The organism is Pseudoalteromonas sp. T1lg21 (genome assembly GCF_002964625.1).
Taxonomy (GTDB): Bacteria; Pseudomonadota; Gammaproteobacteria; order Enterobacterales; family Alteromonadaceae; genus Pseudoalteromonas; species Pseudoalteromonas gelatinilytica.
This window is the reverse complement of the sequence record NZ_PQBX01000001.1, coordinates 373,132-395,683: the sequence shown is the minus strand read 5'-3', so window position 1 is coordinate 395,683 and position 22,552 is coordinate 373,132. Positions and strand designations below refer to the sequence as shown.

Annotated in this window: 19 protein-coding genes and 1 pseudogene; 5 read left to right on the top strand and 15 right to left on the bottom strand. The window is 42.0% G+C overall.

Annotated features, from left to right (window positions below):
• The gene (gene pomA / locus C2M25_RS01800) at positions 1–768 is read right to left on the bottom strand and encodes a flagellar motor protein PomA (protein WP_063702264.1); all 768 of its coding nucleotides are present in this window, start codon (positions 766–768) and stop codon (positions 1–3) included.
• 272 nt (positions 769–1,040) lie between these two features.
• On the opposite strand from pomA, the gene xseB reads away from it, so the two are divergent.
• The 3 genes and pseudogenes from xseB (at position 1,041) to dxs (ending at position 4,126) form a co-directional block, all read left to right on the top strand.
• Positions 1,041–1,283: an exodeoxyribonuclease VII small subunit gene (xseB, locus tag C2M25_RS01795; protein ID WP_054552565.1), complete on the top strand. Its 243-nt coding sequence runs from the start codon at positions 1,041–1,043 to the stop codon at positions 1,281–1,283.
• A 4-nt stretch (positions 1,284–1,287) separates the two neighbouring features.
• Positions 1,288–2,175 (top strand): (2E,6E)-farnesyl diphosphate synthase, encoded by an 888-nt coding sequence (gene ispA / locus C2M25_RS01790; protein ID WP_063702262.1) that lies wholly within the window; start codon positions 1,288–1,290, stop codon positions 2,173–2,175.
• A gap of 89 nt (positions 2,176–2,264) precedes the next feature.
• Positions 2,265–4,126 (top strand): annotated as a pseudogene (dxs, locus tag C2M25_RS01785) (1-deoxy-D-xylulose-5-phosphate synthase).
• 60 nt (positions 4,127–4,186) lie between these two features.
• On the opposite strand, the gene C2M25_RS01780 reads toward dxs, so the two are convergent.
• The 10 genes from C2M25_RS01780 to glyA form a co-directional block, all read right to left on the bottom strand.
• The gene (locus C2M25_RS01780) at positions 4,187–7,273 is read right to left on the bottom strand and encodes a ligand-binding sensor domain-containing diguanylate cyclase (RefSeq protein WP_105174562.1); all 3,087 of its coding nucleotides are present in this window, start codon (positions 7,271–7,273) and stop codon (positions 4,187–4,189) included.
• Between the two features lie 33 nt (positions 7,274–7,306).
• Positions 7,307–7,792, bottom strand: coding sequence for a phosphatidylglycerophosphatase A family protein (locus C2M25_RS01775; protein ID WP_063702255.1), 486 nt, complete (start codon positions 7,790–7,792; stop codon positions 7,307–7,309).
• Entirely contained in the window at positions 7,789–8,763 is a 975-nt protein-coding gene (thiL, locus tag C2M25_RS01770; protein ID WP_063702253.1) for a thiamine-phosphate kinase, read from the bottom strand. The genes C2M25_RS01775 and thiL overlap by 4 nt, the downstream gene beginning before the upstream one ends.
• Before the next feature lie 44 nt (positions 8,764–8,807).
• The gene (gene nusB / locus C2M25_RS01765; RefSeq protein ID WP_105180229.1) at positions 8,808–9,218 is read right to left on the bottom strand and encodes a transcription antitermination factor NusB; all 411 of its coding nucleotides are present in this window, start codon (positions 9,216–9,218) and stop codon (positions 8,808–8,810) included.
• A 15-nt stretch (positions 9,219–9,233) separates the two neighbouring features.
• On the bottom strand, positions 9,234–9,698 hold the full coding sequence (gene ribH, locus C2M25_RS01760; protein WP_054562661.1) for a 6,7-dimethyl-8-ribityllumazine synthase: 465 nt from the start codon (positions 9,696–9,698) through the stop codon (positions 9,234–9,236).
• Between the two features lie 105 nt (positions 9,699–9,803).
• The gene (ribBA, locus tag C2M25_RS01755; protein WP_105180228.1) at positions 9,804–10,919 is read right to left on the bottom strand and encodes a bifunctional 3,4-dihydroxy-2-butanone-4-phosphate synthase/GTP cyclohydrolase II; all 1,116 of its coding nucleotides are present in this window, start codon (positions 10,917–10,919) and stop codon (positions 9,804–9,806) included.
• Between the two features lie 42 nt (positions 10,920–10,961).
• Positions 10,962–11,615: a riboflavin synthase gene (locus C2M25_RS01750; protein ID WP_105174560.1), complete on the bottom strand. Its 654-nt coding sequence runs from the start codon at positions 11,613–11,615 to the stop codon at positions 10,962–10,964.
• Positions 11,616–11,619: 4 nt separating this feature from the next.
• Positions 11,620–12,759: a bifunctional diaminohydroxyphosphoribosylaminopyrimidine deaminase/5-amino-6-(5-phosphoribosylamino)uracil reductase RibD gene (gene ribD, locus C2M25_RS01745; RefSeq protein WP_105180227.1), complete on the bottom strand. Its 1,140-nt coding sequence runs from the start codon at positions 12,757–12,759 to the stop codon at positions 11,620–11,622.
• A gap of 2 nt (positions 12,760–12,761) precedes the next feature.
• The gene (gene nrdR, locus C2M25_RS01740; protein ID WP_054552576.1) at positions 12,762–13,211 is read right to left on the bottom strand and encodes a transcriptional regulator NrdR; all 450 of its coding nucleotides are present in this window, start codon (positions 13,209–13,211) and stop codon (positions 12,762–12,764) included.
• Between the two features lie 108 nt (positions 13,212–13,319).
• A complete protein-coding gene (glyA, locus tag C2M25_RS01735; RefSeq protein ID WP_063702242.1) occupies positions 13,320–14,576 on the bottom strand; it encodes a serine hydroxymethyltransferase in 1,257 nt (418 codons plus the stop codon).
• A 292-nt stretch (positions 14,577–14,868) separates the two neighbouring features.
• Between glyA and C2M25_RS01730 the strand changes: the two genes are divergently transcribed.
• Positions 14,869–15,237, top strand: a complete 369-nt coding sequence (locus C2M25_RS01730) for a hypothetical protein (RefSeq protein WP_063702240.1) — start codon at positions 14,869–14,871, stop codon at positions 15,235–15,237.
• 56 nt (positions 15,238–15,293) lie between these two features.
• On the opposite strand, the gene thrC is transcribed toward C2M25_RS01730, so the two are convergent.
• The 4 genes from thrC to C2M25_RS01710 form a co-directional block, all read right to left on the bottom strand.
• Positions 15,294–16,577, bottom strand: coding sequence for a threonine synthase (gene thrC, locus C2M25_RS01725; protein WP_105180226.1), 1,284 nt, complete (start codon positions 16,575–16,577; stop codon positions 15,294–15,296).
• Positions 16,578–16,595: 18 nt separating this feature from the next.
• Complete coding sequence (gene thrB, locus C2M25_RS01720) at positions 16,596–17,522, bottom strand: homoserine kinase (protein ID WP_063702236.1); 927 nt, start codon at positions 17,520–17,522, stop codon at positions 16,596–16,598.
• A gap of 9 nt (positions 17,523–17,531) precedes the next feature.
• Positions 17,532–19,949 (bottom strand): bifunctional aspartate kinase/homoserine dehydrogenase I, encoded by a 2,418-nt coding sequence (gene thrA, locus C2M25_RS01715; RefSeq protein ID WP_063702234.1) that lies wholly within the window; start codon positions 19,947–19,949, stop codon positions 17,532–17,534.
• Between the two features lie 227 nt (positions 19,950–20,176).
• Complete coding sequence (locus C2M25_RS01710; protein WP_105174557.1) at positions 20,177–20,551, bottom strand: response regulator; 375 nt, start codon at positions 20,549–20,551, stop codon at positions 20,177–20,179.
• A gap of 236 nt (positions 20,552–20,787) precedes the next feature.
• On the opposite strand from C2M25_RS01710, the gene C2M25_RS01705 reads away from it, so the two are divergent.
• Positions 20,788–22,551, top strand: a complete 1,764-nt coding sequence (locus C2M25_RS01705; protein ID WP_063702230.1) for a sensor histidine kinase — start codon at positions 20,788–20,790, stop codon at positions 22,549–22,551.
• Position 22,552 lies beyond the last annotated feature (1 nt).

Genomic DNA, 22,552 nt, shown 5'->3' with positions numbered 1-22,552 from the left:
CTACTCCTCGGTATCAACTTTACGTTTTGATTCAGCCAAGTAGTTTTTCAAGATACCTTCAATCACTTTCGGGTTTTGGCCATCTTGAATACCCAGTACTGCATCAAGAATTAAGCGTTGGTTAAGCGCTTCCTCATCTTTACGCAGCTCTAGTTTTACCTGAATAGGAATAGCAACAACGTTTGCTAAGAAAGCACCATAAAGTGTTGTTAAAAGAGCAACCGCCATTGCAGGACCGATTGCTTTAGGGTCATCCATGTTTGACAACATAGCAACCAGACCGATCAGTGTACCGATCATCCCCATCGCTGGAGCGATATCGGCGAGGGACTTAAATAAGCCTGCACCAATTTCATGGCGAGTAGCAGTAAGGGAAATATCTTTTTGCAGTGTAGCTCGTACCACATCAGCATCATGACCATCCACTAACATATCAACCCCTTTACGCATAAAGCCGTTAGGGATTTCGGCTTCTTCTAATGCTAAGAAACCACCTTTACGTGCTGAGTCAGCTAATTCTACTGCTTTTTCGATTAATTCTTCTGGCGATTCAATTTTGAACATAAAGGCTTTCGCAGCGACCTTACCAATGCCCAAAAATTGCCCCATAGTGAAATTTGATAATACGATAAAAATCGAACCACCAAATACAATGACCACCGAAGGCGTGTTGTAAAACATTGCAACTTGGCCGTCACTACTTAACACCATCGACATAGCAATTAAGCCTATGGCACCAAGAATACCTATTATGGTTGCTAAATCCACATACCCCTCCAGAGGAACAATTACACGACACCCATAGGCATCAAATTTTTATTATTAACTGCTTATCGGCAAGCAATTGAAATACTTAAATCATTAAATGAATTAATTTTATTTTAATGTAAGATTTTTAAGCTACAAGTTTAAGCTGTATCTAAAACCGTAAAAATAGCATATTGAAAATGGATTATGCGTAAAAAAACACATCATTCTTTGACCTAGTTTAGCATTCCCCCTAAAATTGGCCTCACTTTCTAACAGCTATCGAGGCCACAATGGCAACAAAGAAACCAGAAAACTTAAGCTTTGAAGAAGCACTGGATGAATTATCTCAAATTGTTGCACAAATGGAGCAAGGTGAACTGTCGCTAGAGCAGTCACTCAAACAGTTTGAACGCGGCATTGCGTTGGCAAATGCTTCATCTGGTAAGTTACAACAAGCCGAACAAAAGGTTGCCATATTAATGGGCAACGATAGCCAAGCGCCTCTTAGCAATTTTGATTCAAACCTGGACTAATTAAGTGCAATTAAAAGAACAACTACAACGCGCTCGAGAAGACGTTGAAGCACATTTAAATCGCTATTTCGAACGACCACTTAATACCGAAAAAACCATCAAAGAAGCCACGCATTATGGTGTTTTAAATGGTGGTAAGCGCTTACGTCCTTACCTTGTTTATGCAACTGGCCGAATGATGGGCGCAGATAAAGCCGATCTTGATATTCTTGCCGCTGCTATTGAGTGTATTCATAGCTACTCATTAGTCCATGATGACCTACCTGCCATGGATGATGATGACTTAAGACGTGGCCGTCCTACCTGTCATATTGTTTACGGGGAAGCGCAAGCCATACTTGCCGGAGATGCATTACAAACACTGGCATTTGATTTAATCGCCAACCATCAATTTGCAGTTTCAGCTACGCAACAAGTAAAAATGATAGCCTCGTTAAGCAAAGCCTCAGGTATTGAGGGTATGGTAGGTGGACAAGCACTGGATATCGAAGCGACCGATAAACAAATTACTGTTGAACAGCTGGAGCGCATTCACCAGCTAAAAACAGGCGCATTACTTAATTGTGCAATTACACTTGGTGCGTTGTGTGCTAAAAATTGCGATGAACATACCCTCGCGCAATTAAACCTATTTGGCCAAGCAATAGGACTGGCTTTTCAGGTACAAGACGATATCCTTGATGTAGAAGCTGATACTGAAACATTGGGTAAACCACAAGGTTCAGATATTGCAGCTAATAAAGCAACTTACCCTGCTTTATTAGGTATGGCTGGCGCAAAGCAAAAAGCACAAGATTTACTGGCTCAAGCTCATCAAGCTCTTGAGGCAATTGATTACGACACCAGCGAACTGGCGAGCCTTGCTAGCTATATCGTTGAACGTAATTATTAATGCCTACAAAAGAAAGACAAAATAACTAAAAAATCAGAGCAGCAATGGGCTATAATGCACTCTGGTTAGCGAAGGATGTATAAAAAATCATGACACTTGATAGTAGCAAGTATCCATTATTAAGTTTGGTTGACGAACCAGCACAACTGCGTGATTTAGCGCAAGACAAGTTACCTGCGTTTAGTAAAGAGTTACGCGAATACCTACTTAACTCGGTTTCGCAAAGTAGTGGTCATTTAGCATCAGGTTTAGGCACTGTTGAACTAACAGTTGCGCTGCATTATGTTTATAACACTCCTGAAGATCGTTTAGTATGGGATGTGGGTCATCAAGCATACCCGCACAAAATCTTAACGGGTCGCCGTGACCAAATGCATACTATCCGTCAAAAAGACGGTTTCACCCTTTCCCATTCCGTGAAGAAAGCCCTTACGACACTTTCAGTGTTGGCCATTCGAGCACCTCAATTTCAGCAGCCTTAGGCATGGCCATTGCCGCTGAAAAAGAAGGTAAAGATCGTAAAACTGTAGCGGTTATTGGCGATGGTGCGATTACGGCGGGTATGGCATTTGAAGCAATGAATCACATGGGTGATGTAAACCCTAACGTGTTAATTATTTTAAACGATAATGAAATGTCGATTTCAGAAAACGTAGGTGCACTAAATAATCACTTTGCTCGTATTTTATCTGGTAGTTTCTACACCAATATTCGTGAAGGCAGTAAAAAGCTGCTTTCAGGTTTACCGCCAGTGAAAGAACTTGCTAGCCGCATGGAAGAACACTTAAAAGGTATGGTCATTCCAGGCACGTTCTTTGAAGAATTAGGCCTAAACTACATCGGCCCAATTGATGGTCATGATGTAAATATGTTGGTTGATACCTTACGTAATATGCGTAACCTTAAAGGCCCGCAGTTACTGCATATTAAAACGCAAAAAGGTAAAGGTTATAAGCCTGCTGAAGCGGATCCAATTGGTTACCATGGCGTACCAAAATTTGATCCGAGCATGTCAAAATTACCAAAATCAAAACCAGGCGCTGCCACATTCTCAAATGTGTTTGGTGACTGGTTATGTGATATGGCAGCACAAGACGACAAGCTAATGGCAATTACCCCAGCGATGCGTGAAGGCTCAGGCATGGTACGTTTTTCAAAAGAGTATCCAGCTCAATACTTTGATGTGGCGATTGCAGAGCAACATGCTGTAACGCTTGCTGCTGGCTTTGCATGTGAAGGTTTGAAGCCTGTTGTTGCTATTTATTCAAGCTTTTTACAACGTGCGTACGATCAACTTATCCACGATGTAGCATTACAAAACTTACCTGTTTTATTTGCTATTGACCGTGCTGGTATTGTTGGTGCAGATGGTGAAACTCACCAAGGTGCTTATGACTTAAGCTTTATGCGCTGTATTCCTAATATGGTTATCATGGCACCAAGCGACACGAACGAGTGCCGTCAAATGCTTTATACTGGTTACCAATGCAATCAACCTGTCGCTGTTCGTTACCCGCGTGGTAGTGCAGGCACGTGTGAGGTTGAATCAACCATGAGTGCGATTGAAATTGGTAAAGCGCGTAGTATCAAACAAGGTAGCAAAGTGGCCATCTTGTCGTTCGGTACGCTTTTAGAGAACGCCAAAGTAGCTGCAGAAGCGCTTAACGCAACAGTCATTGATATGCGCTTTATCAAACCGCTTGATACTGATGCTATTAGTGAGTTACTTAATAACCATGATGTGATTGTTACCTTAGAAGACAACGCCATTGCTGGCGGTGCAGGTTCTGCTGTGAATGAATACTTAGCTGCAATTAAAGCAAATGTGACTATCTTGAACTTAGGTATTCCAGATGAATTCATTAAGCATGGTACGCAAGATGAAATGCATGCCGAAATGGGCCTAGATGCAAATGGTATCTTAACTCGCATCAAAGAGTTCATGGCTTAAGCCAAACACCATTCACAAAAAAGGAGCCTTAAGGCTCCTTTTTTAATACCAATAGAAACGCTAGCGCATCCAAATTTTAATATCGGCTAAGCCATTAGCTTGTAGTGCACTAAGTTGCTGATCAACATTGTTGCTTTGCTCGAACTCAAACGCATCTAATTGCTCATCAAAGGTAATATTTGCAACGCCATCGCCACCGCGCTTTTTAACTTGGTGCAGTGCGATATCGGCAAGGTTAACTGAGGTTTCCCAACCAATAACTTGGCCACCCAATAAAGGTAATGGGTAGAAAGACCAGCCAATCGACGCAGTAATGGTGGTCGATTCTCCATTCGGTAATCTAAATGGGTTTGCTGCAATTGCTTCACATAAATCGGCCACATAATTGTCTATCGCTGTGCGTTTGAAGTCACGTAGTAAGAGTAAAAACTCATCGCCACTCCAGCGTGCAACATAGTCAGAACCTTGAGTACGACTATTCAATAAAGTCGCCATTTGTTGTAAACAGCTATCGCCAGCAAGGGGGCCATACGCATCATTAATGCGACTGAAGTTATCAAAGTTAATTATCAATAGAACGAGCGACTTACCCTGCGCTTGCAATGACTGCGAGTTACGCTGGAAGTGTTCGATATCTTTAGGGAGCTGATCAAATAAGAAGCGGCGACTACGTAACCCTGTAAGCTCATCTGAGTGACTAACTAACTTAAGCTGTGAATTCACTTGGTTAAGCTTATCGTTGGCTTCTCGAAGCTCTACGGTTCGTTCTGTTACTAAGCTTTCAAGCGCTAATTGCTTACGTTTCTCTTGCGCTCTAAATACCCAAAATACAAGGTAGAACAGTAAAATAAAGCTACTGGTGATCAAGAGTCTAAAATAAATAGTCTCATCAAAACGACGCGGCACTACAAAGCTGTACTCAGTACGACGTGCTTTTTGCCAATCTTCACCACGGCGCTTTGCTTCAAGTTGGAATAAAAACGACCCTGGCGGTAAGTTGGTATAAATTGCCTCACGACGAGTATTGGCATAACGCCAATCACTGTCTAAGCCACTTAAGCGATAGCGGAACTCGATACTTGAAGGGGCATAATAATCAATCGCGGTGTATTTTAACGTTACATCGCGTTCATCAATTTGCAGCTGTGGTTTATCACCTAAGGTTGCGGTACTTAAATGACGAAGCGGCGTGATCAAGCTTTCAATACGTGGCTTAAGTGCTTGAACACCAAAAAGCTCAACGCTCTTAGGTATTTCTACCACACCTTGTAAGCTTGGGTACCAAATAGAGTTACCCGTGTCTGCTACAGCATCGTGGCCAAGGCCGGCACAACATTGACTGGCTTTACCATCTAGTTGGCGGTCAAACGATGAAATCACTTGTTCTACTTTTAAGCTCTCGATATCTGTACCAAACTGCTCTACCGGCATGCGGTATACGCCTTTCATGGTGCTGACCCAGATACGTTTTAATTGCTTATCGTAAACCAGACTAAAAATAGAGCCATAAGGTAGACCATCGGTCGCATCTAACTGACGCCATTGGCCTTTGGTACTGCGATAAAATAAACCATCGTTAAGTGAGCCAATTAATATACCCACCCCTTCAATATTCAAAATACTGGTGACGTAGGCACTTTCTAAGCTAGTTTGGTCGCCAATTTTTTCAATACCGCGGTCGGTAAAGTAATACGCCCCTTTACTGGTGCCAATTAAGCCAAAGTTTTGCTCATCCAGAACATAGGTAATAAATTTACTACTTAAGAAGGCATTGTATGCAAAAGGTGTTAAACCACCATAACTTAAGCGGTACATTCCGCGGCCTGTACCTAGCCAAAAACCGCCTTTGCTAGAACGGCTAATTGCGAATACTGGGTTATCGCGCAGTGCTCGCCCCGGCACCGTATACAAGTTTTGGTTTTCGTAATAAAACACACCGCGGCCTGTTGCGATGTACAAACGATCACCATCAAATTGTAAGTCGTGTACCGCAGCTCGACCAAATTGATTACTCGGAATTTGATTTACAAAATTCTTGTTGTAATCGAAGTAGCCGACACCGCTGCGGTTAGCTACCCATAATTTGCCATCAGGTGCTTGGCTAATCGCCATCACCGCTTCGGTCATATTTGAGATAGCTGAGTGACGCTCAATACGCCCCTCGTGAGCAAGCCATAAGCCTTCACTGAAGCTTGCCAGCCAAATGTTATTTTGATTGTCACGGAAAATATCGGCAAACCAAATGCTTTGGTCGAGCTGGCTTGGCTCAACCCATTGCCAATCCCCTGAGTTATCACGAAATAACAGTCGGCCGTAAGTCGAAATCCAGAGCGCCCCATCAGAGTCACTCATAAATTTATAAACGGCAGAGTTACTCGCATTGGGCAGTGGGAATGGACGCAGCTCGTCATCTAAATCAAGAAAGTAGGCACCCAGCTCTGAGGCAAGGTATAAGTTACCTTCAAGCCACGCCATATCATGAATAATGGTTTGTGCTAAACGCTCAGGTAATGAAACCTTGGCAGTAAGCTCTAATCGTAATTTAGCAAAGTCAGATGAAGTATTGGTTAAACGCAATAAATGGCGCTCATTGACCAGCCAAATGCCTTCTGGCGATAATGCCATTTGACTCACCGAACCCACAATTTGCGTAATAGCGGTGGCATTGGAGACCGGTACAATTAACGCGGAGTTTTGATTGAGTGTGACTTGATTTCGAGCAACATAATAAAGGCCATTGGCTGCAATCCAAATGCTGCCTTTGGAATCTTCGAGAATATCGCGAACCGGGCCTTTTACATTAAAGGTCTGCGACATCATGGTCTTAGGGTCCAGTGTTACCAAGCCATTTTTGGTACCAACCCAAAGTAACCCTGTGCTATCGACTAATAGTTTATTAATACCATTACTTGGCAGGAAGTCGCTGTTTTGCGTATTGAAGTTAGTGAACGTGTTACCATCAAAGCGGCTTAGACCAAACTGGGTACCCAGCCACATATAGCCTTGCTCATCTTGGGCAATACTTTTTAAGGATTGTGATGGCAAGCCATTTTGGATGTTCCACTGTTTGACCACATACTCTGTGATAGATGCAAACGCAGGCATGCTGCAAAACACCAACAAACAGACAACTAGAAATCGCATCATATACTTGCCACCAAGTAACACTTAACTCATCGTTTAAAAAGGTAAATAACCAGCTTTAAACAAGGCTTGAACACAAATTAATGAAAAAACACCTGCTAAAATATCATCAGCCATGATGCCCAAGCCACCGTGTAAACGTCTATCTAAAATTCGGATAGGACCTGGTTTAGCGATATCAAAAAAGCGGAACAATAAAAAACCCACCAACAGTGACTGCCAACTCAATGCAGCACCAATCATGGTGATATAATAACCAGCAACTTCATCCCAAACAATGGCTGGATGATCATGTACCCCTAAGTCATCTGCTGTTTTACCACATGCCCAAATACCAAACACGCTGATCACGATTGCAAACACAATCTGTAACCACAGCGGAAAGTACATCGTGGTGAAAATAAATGGCAAAGCAGCAAAAGTACCAAATGTGCCTGGCGCTTTAGGGGCAAGGCCTAAGCCAAAACCCAAACCAAAAAATTGGTGTGGGCGTTTTAAATTGAATAAACGGTTACTGCTCAAACCGGCTCCTTCGCGAAGTGCTGAAAGCCCTTACCTTGATAGTTAAACTTTTCACCATCAAGTAATAGCTCAATCTCACCTTCGCCACTTTTAATTTGCCCAACACAACTTGCTTCAACACCATATTGGCGTAATTTCATATCAACCATGCTTTTATTGCTTTCAGGCACAGTAAACAGCAACTCGTAATCGTCACCGTAATTTAAGATATAATCAAACTGCTCGGCACGTGGAATCGACGAATTTAATGCATCAGAAACAGGCACTTTATCGACATTGATCACCGCACTAACTTGCGATAGCGCTAAAATATGGCCTAAATCTGCCAACAAGCCATCAGAAATATCGATAGCCGCAGAGGCCGCGCCTCGCAAAACCTGACCTGCTGCTACACGTGGCGTCGGATAATCAAAGCGATTATTTAAATAGCTTAAATGTTCAGGGGCAATATCAAGACCTTGTTTACGGGCTTCAATAGCTACACCAGCATCACCTAATGGGCCTGTTACATAAATCCAATCGCCAACTTTAGCACCGCTACGGCGTAGTGCTTTACCTTCAGGCACAATGCCTTTAGCGCAGATTGTAATGGTTAAAGGGCCTTGGGTGGTATCACCACCAATGATTTGCACATTGAAGTACTCTGCAATTTCATGCATACCTTCAGTGAACTCTTCAAGCCACTCTATATTTACCTCAGGCAAGGTTAAGCCAACCGAAATCCACGTAGGTTCAGCGCCCATTGCCGCAAGATCACTTAAATTAACAGCTAACGCCCGATGCCCAAGGGCACGCGCAGAGATGTCATCAAAAAAGTGTACGCCCGCAACTAAGGTGTCTGTTGTTACCGCCAATTGACAGTTTTCAGGCACAGTTACTAAGGCACAATCGTCACCAATACCTAGGTTCACATCACGGCGAATAATGCCACGCCCCTTAAAGTAACGATTGATTAATTCAAATTCCTTCATACACAAAAAAGCCGGCCCAAGCCGGCTCTCCTTTACGGGGCTACTTACTTACGCAGGTCTTTCACTGCTTTATCAAGTACACCGTTGACAAACTTATGGCTGTCTTCAGCACCAAACATCTTCGCAAGCTCAATGCCTTCATTGATTGCCACTTTGTAAGGTACGTCTTCACGGAATTTCAGCTCATAGGCAGACAGACGTAAAATTGCTTTTTCGACCATGTCTAACTCATCTGCTGGGCGTGCTAAATGTGGCGCAACGATTTCATCTAATTGCTTACAGTTAACAACAACACCGCGTGCTAGGTCTTTGAAATATTCGACGTCGATCTTAGTCACATCATTTTCAATTAGCATTTGCTGTTCAATATCAGCAATTGGGTTACCGCTTAACTGCCAAGAGTATACGGCTTGAAGTGCTAAGATACGTGCTTTACGTCTTGCTGCTGGTTTCACAGAGATTCCTTAAACTTAAATTTTGTCTAACACATTAACCATTTCAAGCGCGCCTAAAGCAGCTTCGCCGCCTTTATTACCCATTTTGGTACCTGCGCGCTCAATTGCTTGCTCAATGCTTTCAGTGGTTAATACGCCAAATGCAACCGGGATATCATACTCAAGAGATACTTGCGCAAGACCTTTGTTTGATTCGCCAGCGACTAAATCAAAGTGTGGTGTACCACCTCTGATCACTACGCCTAAAGCGATGATTGCATCGTGTTCTTTCTTTGCTGCAACGCGTTTCGCTGCTAAAGGTAATTCAACGGCACCTGGTACGTAAACAACTGTAATGTCGTCTTCAGATACGCCACCTGTGCGCTTAAGCTCATCAACAGCACCTGCTAATAGGCTGCTACCAATAAAGTCATTAAAGCGAGAAATGACAATGGCAAATTTTTTGCCCGGTGCGTATTTGTTACCTTCAATAATTTTCATTTAATAACCCTAAAAAATAAGTTTAAGCGGTTGCGATTGCGCAAAAATTACGGCGCATAATACCACAAAAATATAAAAGTAGCCTAGTAAATCTGTTTTCCCTAACTAAGACTGTGGCTCAACATAGTCAACCACTTCTAAGTGGAAACCAGATAACGCATGGTACTTCTTAGGACGGCTCATTAAGCGCATCTTTTCAATACCTAAATCAGCCAAAATTTGCGAGCCCACACCCACAGTACGCGATGTACCTTGGAATTTACGATGACTGACATTTTCGCCAGCATCTTCAGCGGCAAAGGCTTTAACGGTTGCTTCTAAGTCTTCAGTTGACTCTTGTTTACCCAAGATAACAAGCACACCGTTGTGCTCAGCGATATAAGCCATTGCATCTGATAAGCCCCAGCTACGATCAGCACTTCTATCTGATAATAGAATGTCGTTAAAGGTGCTTTGTAAGTGAACACGTACTAGCGTAGGTTCATCTTTCGATACTTCACCTTTTTGTAAAACATAGTGAAGCTGACCATCAATAGTGTCTTTGTAGGTCACTAAATCAAACTCACCGTGATCTGTTGGCAGTTTACATTTAGCAACGCGCTCAATGGTGGTTTCGTTTAGGTTTCGGTATTCGATTAAATCTGCAATAGTGCCAATCTTTAAGTCATGCTCTTTAGCAAATACTTCAAGATCTGGGCGACGAGCCATGGTGCCATCTGCATTTAAGATTTCAACAATTACAGATGAAGGCTCAAGACCTGCTAAACGCGCTAAATCACAACCTGCTTCGGTATGACCAGCACGTGTTAACACGCCACCTGGCTGCGCCATGATAGGAAAAATATGCCCTGGTTGTACAATATCGCTCGGCACGGCACCTTTAGCAATTGCCGCTTGCACTGTACGAGCACGGTCAGCTGCTGAAATACCCGTTGTTACGCCTTTCGCTGCTTCAATCGACATGGTGAAGTTAGTTGAAAAAGCAGCCCCGTTATTTTTCACCATTAACGGCAAATCTAACTGCTGACAACGCTCTTGTGTCATTGTTAAACAAATTAAACCACGACCATGTGTTGCCATAAAATTGATAGCATCAGCACTAATGTGCTCTGCTGCGATAATTAAATCGCCTTCATTTTCTCGGTCTTCATCGTCCATTAAAATAACCATTTTACCGGCTTTAATGTCATCGATAATTTCTTGCGCGCTGTGTAAATTCATAATGTGCCCATGAGAGTATGATTAATAGTGACGTATCTGTACTTATTTAATAAAGCCAGCTTGTGCGAGCAAGCTCATTGATATGTCTGAACGGGAAGGTTGTTCGGCCCCTTTTATTAGGCGCTCTAAATAGCGAGCAATCTGGTCAACTTCTAAGTTCACCTGAGTCCCCACCTGAAATTCTGCAATCGTAGTTTGCTCAGCAGTATGCGGAACAATCGTCAACTTAAAGCTATTTTGCTCGACCTCGTTGACCGTTAAGCTAATGCCATCAATACACACCGAACCTTTGTACGGAATATATTTCATTAAATCGCTATCTGTACTTAGCCAGTACTCTGTTGCACGAGCATTAGGGCTGATACTTTCAACGGTCGCAATACCATCAACATGGCCTGACACTAAGTGTCCACCTAAACGAGAAATAGGTTGCATGGCTTTTTCAAGATTAACTGTTTGCCCTTTTTTGTAATGAGCAAACCCAGTTAAGCTGATGGTTTCGTTTGATAAGTCAGCACTAAAACCATCGCTATGTTTAGCGACAACCGTTAAACACACACCGTTGGTGGCAATACTGTCACCGAGCTTGACGTCTTTCATATCCAAATTAGCGCTTTGAATACGAATAGCTAGATCACCTTGCTTTTGTGTTAGTTCAACAATTTTACCTGTTGCTTCAATAATTCCAGTAAACATAGTGCTACTCTTTATTTTCAATGTGTGTGGCTTGCTTTGCTTTTACCGCTGTTAGGCGGATGTCGTCACCAATCATCACTGTATCAGTAAAGGTCAGTGCAGTGATATCACTCATCATGGTGACTTCTGCAAAGTTTAGTAAGCTTTTGCCCATATCACCTATTAACTTAGGGGCAATATAAACAATGTATTCGTCAATTAAATCTTGCTCAGCAAACACGCCAGCGAGGGTCGCACCTGCTTCGAGCCAAACGTGATTAAATTGTAGTTCAGCAAGACGCTTTAAAAGTGCCGATAAATCAACTTTATTATTAACTGCTGGCACTACTTCGTGTTTAACAAAGTGAGGCCACTTAGTTTGATTATCAAGCGACGTGGTAAAAATTATCACCGGGCTCTCGATGCTGAATAACGCAAGCTCAGGCGTTAACCTATTTTGTGAGTCAATAATGATTCGGGTAGGTTGGCGTAAAGGCAACGAGGTCGGCATGCTAAATGGCAACTCATCAACACGGACATTAAGTTTGGCATTATCGCTAATAACGGTGTCTGCACCGGTTAAGATAGCACAGCTTTGCGCACGAAATGCTTGCACGTCTTGGCGCGCTTTAGGACCTGTTATCCATTTACTTTGGCCATTATTGAGTGCGGTTTTACCATCTAAACTGCACGCCATTTTACAGGTTACATATGGCAACCCTGTTTCCATTCGCTTTAAAAAGCCTTTGTTTAAATCCCGCGCTTGTTGCTCAAGTAAACCAGATGTCACCTCAATGCCAGCATCGGCTAAAATCTGTAGGCCACGACCACTCACAGCAGGGTTTGGGTCAACCATAGCAGCAATCACCTTGCTAACACCCGCAGCTTTTAAACCTTCGGCACAAGGCGGAGTTCGTCCATAATGACTACAAGGCTCTAAAGTGACATAGGCAGTAGCACCTTTCGCTTTGTCGCCAGCTACAGCCAAGGCATTCACTTCAGCATGGCCCTGCCCTGCTAATTGATGAAACCCTTCACCGACTATTTCGCCATCTTTAACCAAAACACAGCCAACATTAGGATTTGGCGTCGTAGTAAAACGGCCGTGTTTAGCAAGCTCAATGGCACGCGCCATATAAGCAATATCAAGCTCTGTAAATGACATGATTAATCACCTAAACGAGCGATTTCTTCACCAAACTCGCGAATATCTTCAAATGAACGATAAACCGAAGCAAAGCGTACGTAGGCCACTTTGTCGAGTTTCTTCAGAGATTCCATGATGCACTCACCAATCAAATGGCTAGAGATTTCACGTTCACCCGTGGCACGAAGTTGAGATTTAATGATGTTAACGACTTCGTCGACCTGCTCAGTGCTGACTGGGCGTTTCTCTAAAGCCCGATGCAAGCCATTCAGTAACTTGTCTTCATTGAATGGTTCACGGCTACCGTCTTGCTTGATGACTCTTGGCATAACAAGTTCAGCGCCTTCAAAGGTGGTAAAGCGCTCATGGCATTCGTTACATTCACGTCGACGTCTCACTTGATGACCACCGCCAACAAGTCGAGAATCAATTACTTTGGTATCTTTTGCTGTGCAAAAAGGGCAATGCATAAGGTTCAACTTCCGTTTATAAAAAACAAAAAAAGGCCGCTTAGTAAGCGGCCTTTATAATAGCAAAAAACAACGCTATTGTTATCTTAATTACGGTTTAACCAGTAATTAAGCGTAAACTGGTAATTTTTTACAGATAGCTTTAACTTTCTCTTTTACTTCTGCTTGTACAGACTCATCGTTGATGTTGTCTAGTACGTCACAGATCCAGCCAGCAAGCTCTTTTGACTCAGCTTCTTTGAAACCACGGCGAGTAATAGCCGGAGAACCAATACGAAGACCAGACGTTACGAACGGTGAACGAGGGTCGTTTGGTACTGAGTTTTTGTTAACAGTGATGTTTGCGTTACCTAGTGCAGCGTCAGCATCTTTACCTGTGATATCTTTATCGATTAGGTCAAGAAGGAATAAGTGGTTGTCTGTTTTACCAGAAACAACTTTGTAGCCACGCTCTTGTAGTACTTCAACCATCGCTTGTGCGTTCTTAACTACTTGTGCTTGGTACGCTTTGAATTCTGGTTGTAATGCTTCTTTGAAAGCAACCGCTTTAGCAGCGATGATGTGGCATAAAGGACCACCTTGACCGCCAGGGAATACAGCACTGTTTAGCTTTTTGTAGATCTCTTCATCACCACATGCAGAAACGATTAGACCGCCACGAGGACCCGCTAATGTTTTGTGAGTTGTTGTTGTAACAACGTGTGCGTGAGGGATTGGGCTTGGGTATACACCAGCCGCGATAAGACCAGCAACGTGAGCCATATCTACGAATAAGTATGCACCTACTTTATCAGCGATTTCACGGAATTTAGCCCAGTCAACAACGCCTGAATATGCTGAGAAACCAGCGATGATCATTTTTGGCTTGTGCTCTAATGCAAGTGCTTCAACTTGAGCGTAATCAATTTCGCCTGTTTCTTCATTTAGGCCGTATTGAATTGCATTGTACGTTTTACCAGAAAAGTTAACGTGTGAACCGTGAGTTAAGTGACCACCATGAGCTAAGCTCATACCTAGTACTGTATCATGTGGCTGAAGAAGTGCTTGGAAAACAGCTGCGTTTGCTTGTGAACCCGCATGTGGTTGAACGTTAGCGTAGTCAGTGCCGAATAACTCGTTTGCACGGTCAATAGCTAGTTGCTCAACAACGTCAACATGCTCACAACCGCCATAGTAACGTTTGCCTGGGTAACCTTCAGCGTATTTGTTGGTAAGCTGAGAACCCTGCGCTTCAAGTACGCGTGGGCTACAGTAGTTTTCAGACGCGATCAGTTCGATGTGCTCTTCTTGACGAGCCGTCTCTTTAGTGATGGCTGCAAATAACTCTGGATCGAAATCCGAAATATTCATGCTACGTTCTAACATGGGGTCTCCTAAGGCAACGTGTATGGTGTTTTTTTGAAGGCTGTATTGTACGCTTAAAACGCACTTTTGCCTATCTTGTAAAGATGAACATATTTAAACAGGGATTGAATTTATTTCACAGTGTTTTAATAATGATATTTTTTTATTGATACATAATAAAAATTTATGAATTTAAAACATTTCATAGCTTTTTAAAATGTTATTTCAACAAAAAATAGCCCTGTTACATTGCGTTTTTATAGGGGCAAACTAAGCTTATAGGACTGGTCAATATGAAGGATGGTATAAGTTCATGTTAGCTAAACCAATATACGAATTAGTCCCCTACGGATACTTTTTTCTCGGCATCAGTTGTATCACATTAGCCAATGATTATGTGCCTACATTAATCGGTGTCATCTTATTTTTATTAGGTGCTAACATTTGGCGGATGCGTTCTGAAGCCAGAAGAACCGATCATTCAAGCCAACGAGTTAAACAAAAAAAACTTCGCTATTACTATGAATTTAAACCTTTTATTATTTTTATTTCGGCATTCACTTTGATGCAATGGACACAAAATGAACTCGTCTCTGTGATCAGCATTTTGCTGTGTATTGCGGCTGGGGTCATTCTAAGTATGCGGGTTTTAAACCGTCATAGTCATTCGTTACTTCATTAAAGGCTTCACTTAAAGACTGCATTAAAAAGAGCGGCTTAGCCGCTCTTTACTTGCTGTTATACTAATTTATTTAACAGCTCAGTGCGAAGCAATTGATAATCAAACTTAATATCTTCTGCTAAACACTGTTTTGCTAATGCATCTGCCAGTGGTTTCGGCATAGGCAATTCGATGTCTAAAATTTGCTCTACGCTGTCTTTGAATTTAGCTGGGTGTGCAGTCGCTAAAAAGATACCTGCACTGCCATCAGCTAGATTTTCTTTCAAGCCCTGATAAGCAATTGCAGTATGAGGCTCTGCGATGTAACCAGTTTGATGAATTTTTTTCATCACCTCTTTTGTTTCTTCTTCACCTACACAGCTCGAATAAAAGTCATCATAGCTAAACCACTCGTTATCTAGCATAAATTGTACACGAGGCCAGTTATTCGGTTTACTTACATCCATAGCGTTGGATAACGACTCAAGGGTGTCATTTGGCGCCCACTCTTTGCTTTGTAAGAAACGTGGCACTGTGTCGTTTTGGTTAGTGGTAGCGCTTAATTTCGCTACTGGCATACCGAGCACAGCACCGATCATCGCGGCACACACATTACCAAAGTTACCACTAGGTACTGAGATATGCGCTTTACTGCGCTGCTCTTTTGGTAATTGAGCAATCGCTTCAAAGTAATAGCACACCTGTGCAACTAAACGACTGATATTGATTGAGTTTGCTGAGTTTAGACCAAGCTTTTGTTTAACTTCGTCGTCTAAAAAGGCTTGCTTTACCATACTTTGGCAATCGTCAAAGCTACCATCAACCGCATAGCAGTGAATGTTATTACCTAAAGTAGTGAATAGTTTTTGCTGCGCTAATGAAATTTTACCTTTTGGGTATAAGATCACGACATCGATATTAGGCTTATTATAAAAGGCATGGGCAACCGCCGCCCCTGTATCGCCTGATGTAGCCGTTAAAATCGTGACTTTTTCGCCCTGATTAAATTGCGCAAGACATTCAGCCATAAAACGGCCGCCAAAGTCTTTAAACGCAAGCGTTGGGCCATGAAATAATTCAAGGCAATAAATGTCTTTTTCTACTTCAACTAATTTCACATCAAAGTTAAAGGCATTTTGCACCATCTTTGCAACGGTATCGGCAGGAAGCTCGTCACCAATAAGGTGTGATAAAATCTTGCTGCTACGGCTAACAAAGTCTAAATCAAGTAACGCATCAATATCTTGAATTGGCGTAAGACTATTAGGGAAGAATACACCTTGATTACGCCCTAAACCCGTTTTTACCGCTTCAACAAACGACACCTGTTGTGTTTCATCTTTTAAATTATGTAATTGCATGTTTATTCCTTAAATTCTTTAAAGCTGTCGTGTGCCAAGCTGATCTAGTTGACAGATGTGGCAGAAGCCCTGCTCATTGATGTAATTATCATTCAGCCACGCTGCACACTTTTGTGCAGCTTCAAGGCTCTTACACACGGTAAATAATGTTGGCCCAGCCCCCGAAATGCTGACTATCTCTGCGCCAAACTCAGGTAAAGCACTTTTAGCTTCTGCAAAGCCTTGAATAAGCGGTGCACGATGTGGCTCGGCTATTTCATCACTCATAATGGAGAGCGCTGCATCAAAGCGACCTGTTAGTAATAAACTACTAAACGCAGAAAGTCGCTGTGCAAACTCAACACTGTCATGCATTGATAATTGCTTTGGCAGTACTGAGCGCGCTTTTGCGGTATTCAGTGAAAAACCTGGAAAAGCCGCTACGTAATACCATTGATTATCAACGGGTAACGAAATTGACTTGTTCGGAATAAGTTCACCAGTTAATTGCAAGCCACCCAAGTAACATGGTGTGATGTTATCGTAATGACGGCCGCCACTAACAATAGCTTCAAAATCAGCCATCAACTCGATAAGTTGCTCTTGAGATAAATTCGTTTCAGCGAACTTATCAAGGGCTGCAAACGCAGCCACCACAGAACACGCGCTTGAACCTAAACCAGAACCAATTGGTAGGTTCTTTTTCAGCTCAAGTTTTACCGCTGGCATAGTCGGCGCAACGTGTTCTTTAAAATGAATTAAACATTGATAAGCCAAGTTTTCTTCAGCATTAGCAGGCAGTTTATGGGCATAGTCGCCAGAGCAAACAAAAGTATCTTGCTCAGCGGCACTCACCTCAACAACATCACCTAATAAGGTGCCATCGATAGGTGCTAGCGCAGCACCTAAAGCATCAAAGCCGACAGCAAAATTCCCGATTGAAGCGGGTGCATATACACGGATCATGACCAGCTCCTAACGCGTTAACGTTTTTAAAATGTCGGCAAATACGCCTGCAGCCGTTACTTCAGCACCTGCGCCATAACCACGGATCACAAACGGACGAGGTTGATAATATTGACTTAAGATGGCCAGTGCATTTTCACCGTCACGGATATCGTAAAGAGCATGGCTACTATCTACAGCTTCAATGCCTACTTTACATTGACCGTTTTCAATAGTGCCCACATAACGAAGTACTTTACCTTCACTTGCAGCGCTTTGAATGCGGTCGTTAAACTGTGCATCAAGTGATGGTAGTTTTGCCATAAAATCTGCTACAGAATCACCTTCTGCAAACCCTTTTGGTAAAACAGATTCAACTTCGATATCGCTTAGTTCTAACTCAAGACCCGATTCACGAGCAATGATCAGTAGTTTTCGAGCCACATCAGTACCTGATAAATCATCACGCGGATCTGGCTCAGTAAAACCACTTTCTTTCGCTTTTAACGTTGCTTCGCTAAGTGATAAACCATCTTGTAGCGCACCAAACATATACGATAATGAACCAGACAAGATACCGCTGAACTTAATAAGTTCATCACCGGCACCAAATAGCGATTTCAGATTATCAAGAACCGGTAAGCCGGCACCTACGTTTGTTTCGTATAAAAATTTACGATTATTCTTTTGTGTCGCTGCAACTAAATCTTGATAGTAAGCATACGAGCTAGTATTGGCTTTTTTATTTGCAGCAACGACATGGAAACCTGCATTCAAGAAATCAACATATTGCGCAGCAAGTTTATCGGCTGAGCTACAATCTACGATCACTGGATTGATTAAGTGATTTTGTTTAACAAATTGCTCAACCAGATTTAAATCAAATGCCTGCTCTGACTCGGCTAGTTTGTCTTGCCAGCCATCAAAAGCAATGCCTTCGCTATCTAGATAAAGCTGTCTTGAGTTAGCTACACCGTATAAGTTCAGTTTAATGTTACGTTTTTCAAGCCATGCTTGTTGACGCTTTAACTGCTGGATAAGTTCTTGGCCGACTAAGCCACAGCCAAGTAAAAACACATCGATTGAAGGAATGTGAGTAAAGAAGTTCTCATGGCACACTTTCACCGCGTCGTTGCATAACTCACCGTCGATAACCGCTGAAATGGCGCTTTCTGTTGAATCCTGTGCAATAGCAACAATGTTAACTTGGGCTTGTGCTAATGAGGCAAAGAACTTAGCAGCTAAGCCTTTGTGCGCACGCATGTTATCACCCACTAAAGTGACAATAGCAAGGTTACGTTGTACTTGAACTGGTTCGATTAAACCGGCTTGTGATTCCAATTCAAAAGCAACTTGAAGCGCTTCAAGCGCGAGCGTTAAATCACTTTCGTGAACACAAAAACTGATACTAAACTCACACGAAGATTGAGTGATTAGCACAATTGAAACATTGTCGTGTGCCAGCGCATTAAATACTTTTGACGCCATGCCCACTTTGCCTTTCATACCTGGACCAGACACCGTCAACATAGCCAGGTTTTGTAAGCTTGATAGCGCTTTAACAGGTTCGTTCGATACACTGTCGTTGCTGATCACAGAACCTTCAGCACGTGGGTTATGAGTATTTTTGATCTCACACGGCACGCCTGCTTTAGCACAAGGTAAAATCGTTTTCGGGTGCAATACTTTTGCACCAAAGTAAGAAAGCTCCATTGCTTCTTTATAGGATAATGAATCAACTTTAGAGGCTTTTTTGATATAGCGCGGATCCGCATTGTAAACGCCATCTACATCAGTCCAGATCTGACATACGTCGGCTTCTAAACACGCTGCAGCAATCGCAGCTGAGTAATCTGAACCATTACGACCAAGTGTTGTTAGCTCACCTTGCTCATTGGCAGCAGTGAAACCCGGCATGATATAAATAGTACTTGGTGCTGCTTTTAAGGCTTCTTGAAAACGTAGCTTACTAGCATTCAAGTCTGCTTCAGCATCAATGTAGCCACCCACTGATGCAATACAGTCTGTTGCTTCTAAATAACGAGCATTACTTTCTTTAAGCATGCACTCCATTAAAGCAACACTAACGCGTTCACCAAAGCTGATAACATAAGCACGCACTTGGTCTGGACAACACTTTAAAAGTGCAACACCATCTAGTTTATTCTTAAGTTCACTAAGATTAGGCCAACTTGCTACCTGACCAAAATCAGCTTCGACAGCAGCTTTTAATTGCTCACAACGTGCAACCAAAGCTTGCCATTGCTCACTAAACTCTTGCCCCTGCTCTGCAGCACTTGCTAATGCAACTAATGAATCTGTCATACCACCTGGTGCAGACAGTACTAACAACATTTCATCGCGTAATTCTTCTTTAACTAACTGAGCTACCTGTTGCAAACATGCGTAGTCGGCCAAGGATGACCCACCAAATTTTAATACTCGCATTATTTATGTTTCCTCATTCCATAAACGAAAAAGGCCTGTGTTCTAGTGAACACAGGCCTATAAATTTGTTGCACCGACCTATGCCACTATCCCGTAAGGATGATGGTTGTAATAATAATGGTCGTTGCGTGATTAAATGTTTTCATAGACTGTAGACTGCCTTAATTATAGCCAGCCTGTCAACCCTTAAAGAAAAGATAAATTATGCGTTTGCGTTATATAAAAGATTAATGAATACCAAATTTATGCAAAGTTGCTTTAAGACGCACAAGATCTATCGGTTTATCGATGAAGTCAATAGCACCCAATTTTACTACTCTTTGTTTCATTTCAGCCTGAATATCAGCCGAAATCACTATTACGAAGCACTCTATTTTCTCTGCTTTAATCGTTTCGAGCACTGCAACGCCATCAATTTCAGGCATGGTTAAATCTAAGCACAGTAGATCAAAATTTTGCTCACGAAGTAGCGCAAGAGCTTCTCGGCCATTGGTAGCTTGCTGAATATCTGCATCCAAGCAATCACCTAAACAGCGTACTACCTGCTTACGGGCAATATTTGAATCATCACAGACTAGTACTGAAAAATTAGGATTATTCATGAAATAAAAATCTTCGCTGTAGCAAATACAACATTAAAAAAGGCTAAATTAAAGATGAAATAAATTTATAACACACTTTTTCAAGCGCAGTAAGGTTAAGTTTTTTCAAAAAATACTAACAATTTATAAATGTTCCAGTAAAAAAGGATATATTTATTTCTTTTTAACCATTTATTAGCTAACTTTAGAACTAGCTGAATGTATTACAATTGTCACCAAGGAGCTATGGATATTCCATGCTACAAAAAAGCCTGTCAAAAGAATTATTAACAAATGTACTCTCAGTCTACTTTTTACTTACTTTTGTAGTGACCTGTGGACAAGTTATTGCTGAGTACGTTAATACCAAAGATTACATTCGTGACGAGTTAACGACTTTACAAAAAACATTTAGCCGTAGTTTAACCCGCGCTATTTGGGAGTTGAACGATAAACAAACCATTACGACAGCTGAAGGCCTATTAGCGATCCCTATGATTGAAGGCATTATTGTACGTGATGACAGTGGCGAAGTGCTTTCACAACTAGGCCGTTCGCTAGATATCCATGAGCTTTACAGTCAGCAGTTAGTGCAAGAAGAAGCGATTATCGAAGATACGCCGTCAGGTTTATTCGGTTATACATTCCCACTCATTTTTGAATTCTCTGGTAAAACAACCCAAGTCGGTGACGTAACCTTATTCTCAAGTCGTGAAGTGGTATTTAGCCGCATCATGATTTCTATCTACTTTTTAATTGGTAATGCGATGATCAAAACCACCTTTTTGATCATTCTTTTCTTACTGGCATTTAGAAAACGCTTAACCGAGCCATTAGCAGAATTTACAGAACAAATTGAAGATCTTGAATTAAACGACTTAGAAGGTCGCCATATTCAGATCCATACCGTTGAGCACAACGAGCTTAAAGTAATGGAAGAGTCTTTCAACCGGCTAATCGATAAGGTGGTACTTTACCGTGAAGAGCTCGAACATACACAAAAAGAATTATTGATAAGCAATGAAAAGCTCGACCAACATAACTTACAGTTAGAACAAGAAGTGGCGCGCAAAACATCAAACTTAAGCCAAGCAATGATGGACTTGCAGCAGCAAAAATATGAGCTTGAAAAACAAAAGCTAACACTGACTGAAGAAATCGATTTACGTAAGCAAACTGAACAAGAGCTCATCACCAAACAAACAGAGTTACAACGCTACCTTGATGAACTAAATATGGCGCAAGAACGTTTAGTTGGCTCAGAAAAAATGGCTGCATTAGGCGGTTTAGTAGCGGGTATTACGCATGATGTGAATACACCTATCGGGATTGGTGTTACTGCGACGTCATTCTTACAAGAACGCTTGGACCAAATTGAAGCGGCTTACAAGGATAAAACCCTGTCACCAAAAGCCCTTGAAGAATTTATTAATGATGCTAAACAAAGTACGAGCCTACTTACTAGTAACCTAGATAGAGCTTCTGAGCTGGTTGCAAGCTTTAAGCAAATTGCAGTCGACCAAGCCAGTGAAGCGGTAAGAACGATTAACTTTAAAGAGTACTTAGGTGAAGTGATCCGCTCACTCCATCCAAAACTAAAGAAAACGTCGCATCATATTAATTTAGATTGCCCTGACGATTTAACACTTAACCTGCCCGCGGGGGCGATTAGTCAGATTTTCACAAACTTGATTATGAACTCTCTCATTCATGGTTTCGAAGGAATTGAAAGTGGCATCATCGATATCGTTATCAAAGAAGAAGATGACGAAGTCGTTATCGACTTTAAAGATAATGGTAATGGCGTATCAAAAGACCAGCTAGAAAAGCTATTTGACCCATTCTTTACAACCAAGCGCGACCAAGGCGGCAGTGGCTTGGGCACGCATATTACTTTTAACCTCGTTAAGCAAACCCTGAGTGGCGATATTGAGGTATCAAGCGAAGTCGGTAAAGGCTTGCACTACCATATTAGTTTTCCGAAAAACATGCCAAAACCACTTTCAATGTTTAACTCATAAG

Bases quoted from the DNA above. Each gene is read 5' to 3' on its own strand.
- xseB (WP_054552565.1), top strand. From the start codon at position 1,041: ATGGCAACAAAGAAACCAGAAAACTTAAGCTTTGAAGAAGCACTGGAT.
- C2M25_RS01780 (WP_105174562.1), bottom strand. From the start codon at position 7,273: ATGATGCGATTTCTAGTTGTCTGTTTGTTGGTGTTTTGCAGCATGCCT.
- thiL (WP_063702253.1), bottom strand. From the start codon at position 8,763: ATGAAGGAATTTGAATTAATCAATCGTTACTTTAAGGGGCGTGGCATT.
- ribH (WP_054562661.1), bottom strand. From the start codon at position 9,698: ATGAAAATTATTGAAGGTAACAAATACGCACCGGGCAAAAAATTTGCC.
- ribBA (WP_105180228.1), bottom strand. From the start codon at position 10,919: ATGAATTTACACAGCGCGCAAGAAATTATCGATGACATTAAAGCCGGT.
- C2M25_RS01750 (WP_105174560.1), bottom strand. From the start codon at position 11,615: ATGTTTACTGGAATTATTGAAGCAACAGGTAAAATTGTTGAACTAACA.
- ribD (WP_105180227.1), bottom strand. From the start codon at position 12,759: ATGTCATTTACAGAGCTTGATATTGCTTATATGGCGCGTGCCATTGAG.
- nrdR (WP_054552576.1), bottom strand. From the start codon at position 13,211: ATGCATTGCCCTTTTTGCACAGCAAAAGATACCAAAGTAATTGATTCT.
- glyA (WP_063702242.1), bottom strand. From the start codon at position 14,576: ATGTTAGAACGTAGCATGAATATTTCGGATTTCGATCCAGAGTTATTT.
- C2M25_RS01730 (WP_063702240.1), top strand. From the start codon at position 14,869: ATGTTAGCTAAACCAATATACGAATTAGTCCCCTACGGATACTTTTTT.
- thrC (WP_105180226.1), bottom strand. From the start codon at position 16,577: ATGCAATTACATAATTTAAAAGATGAAACACAACAGGTGTCGTTTGTT.
- thrB (WP_063702236.1), bottom strand. From the start codon at position 17,522: ATGATCCGTGTATATGCACCCGCTTCAATCGGGAATTTTGCTGTCGGC.
- thrA (WP_063702234.1), bottom strand. From the start codon at position 19,949: ATGCGAGTATTAAAATTTGGTGGGTCATCCTTGGCCGACTACGCATGT.
- C2M25_RS01710 (WP_105174557.1), bottom strand. From the start codon at position 20,551: ATGAATAATCCTAATTTTTCAGTACTAGTCTGTGATGATTCAAATATT.
- C2M25_RS01705 (WP_063702230.1), top strand. From the start codon at position 20,788: ATGCTACAAAAAAGCCTGTCAAAAGAATTATTAACAAATGTACTCTCA.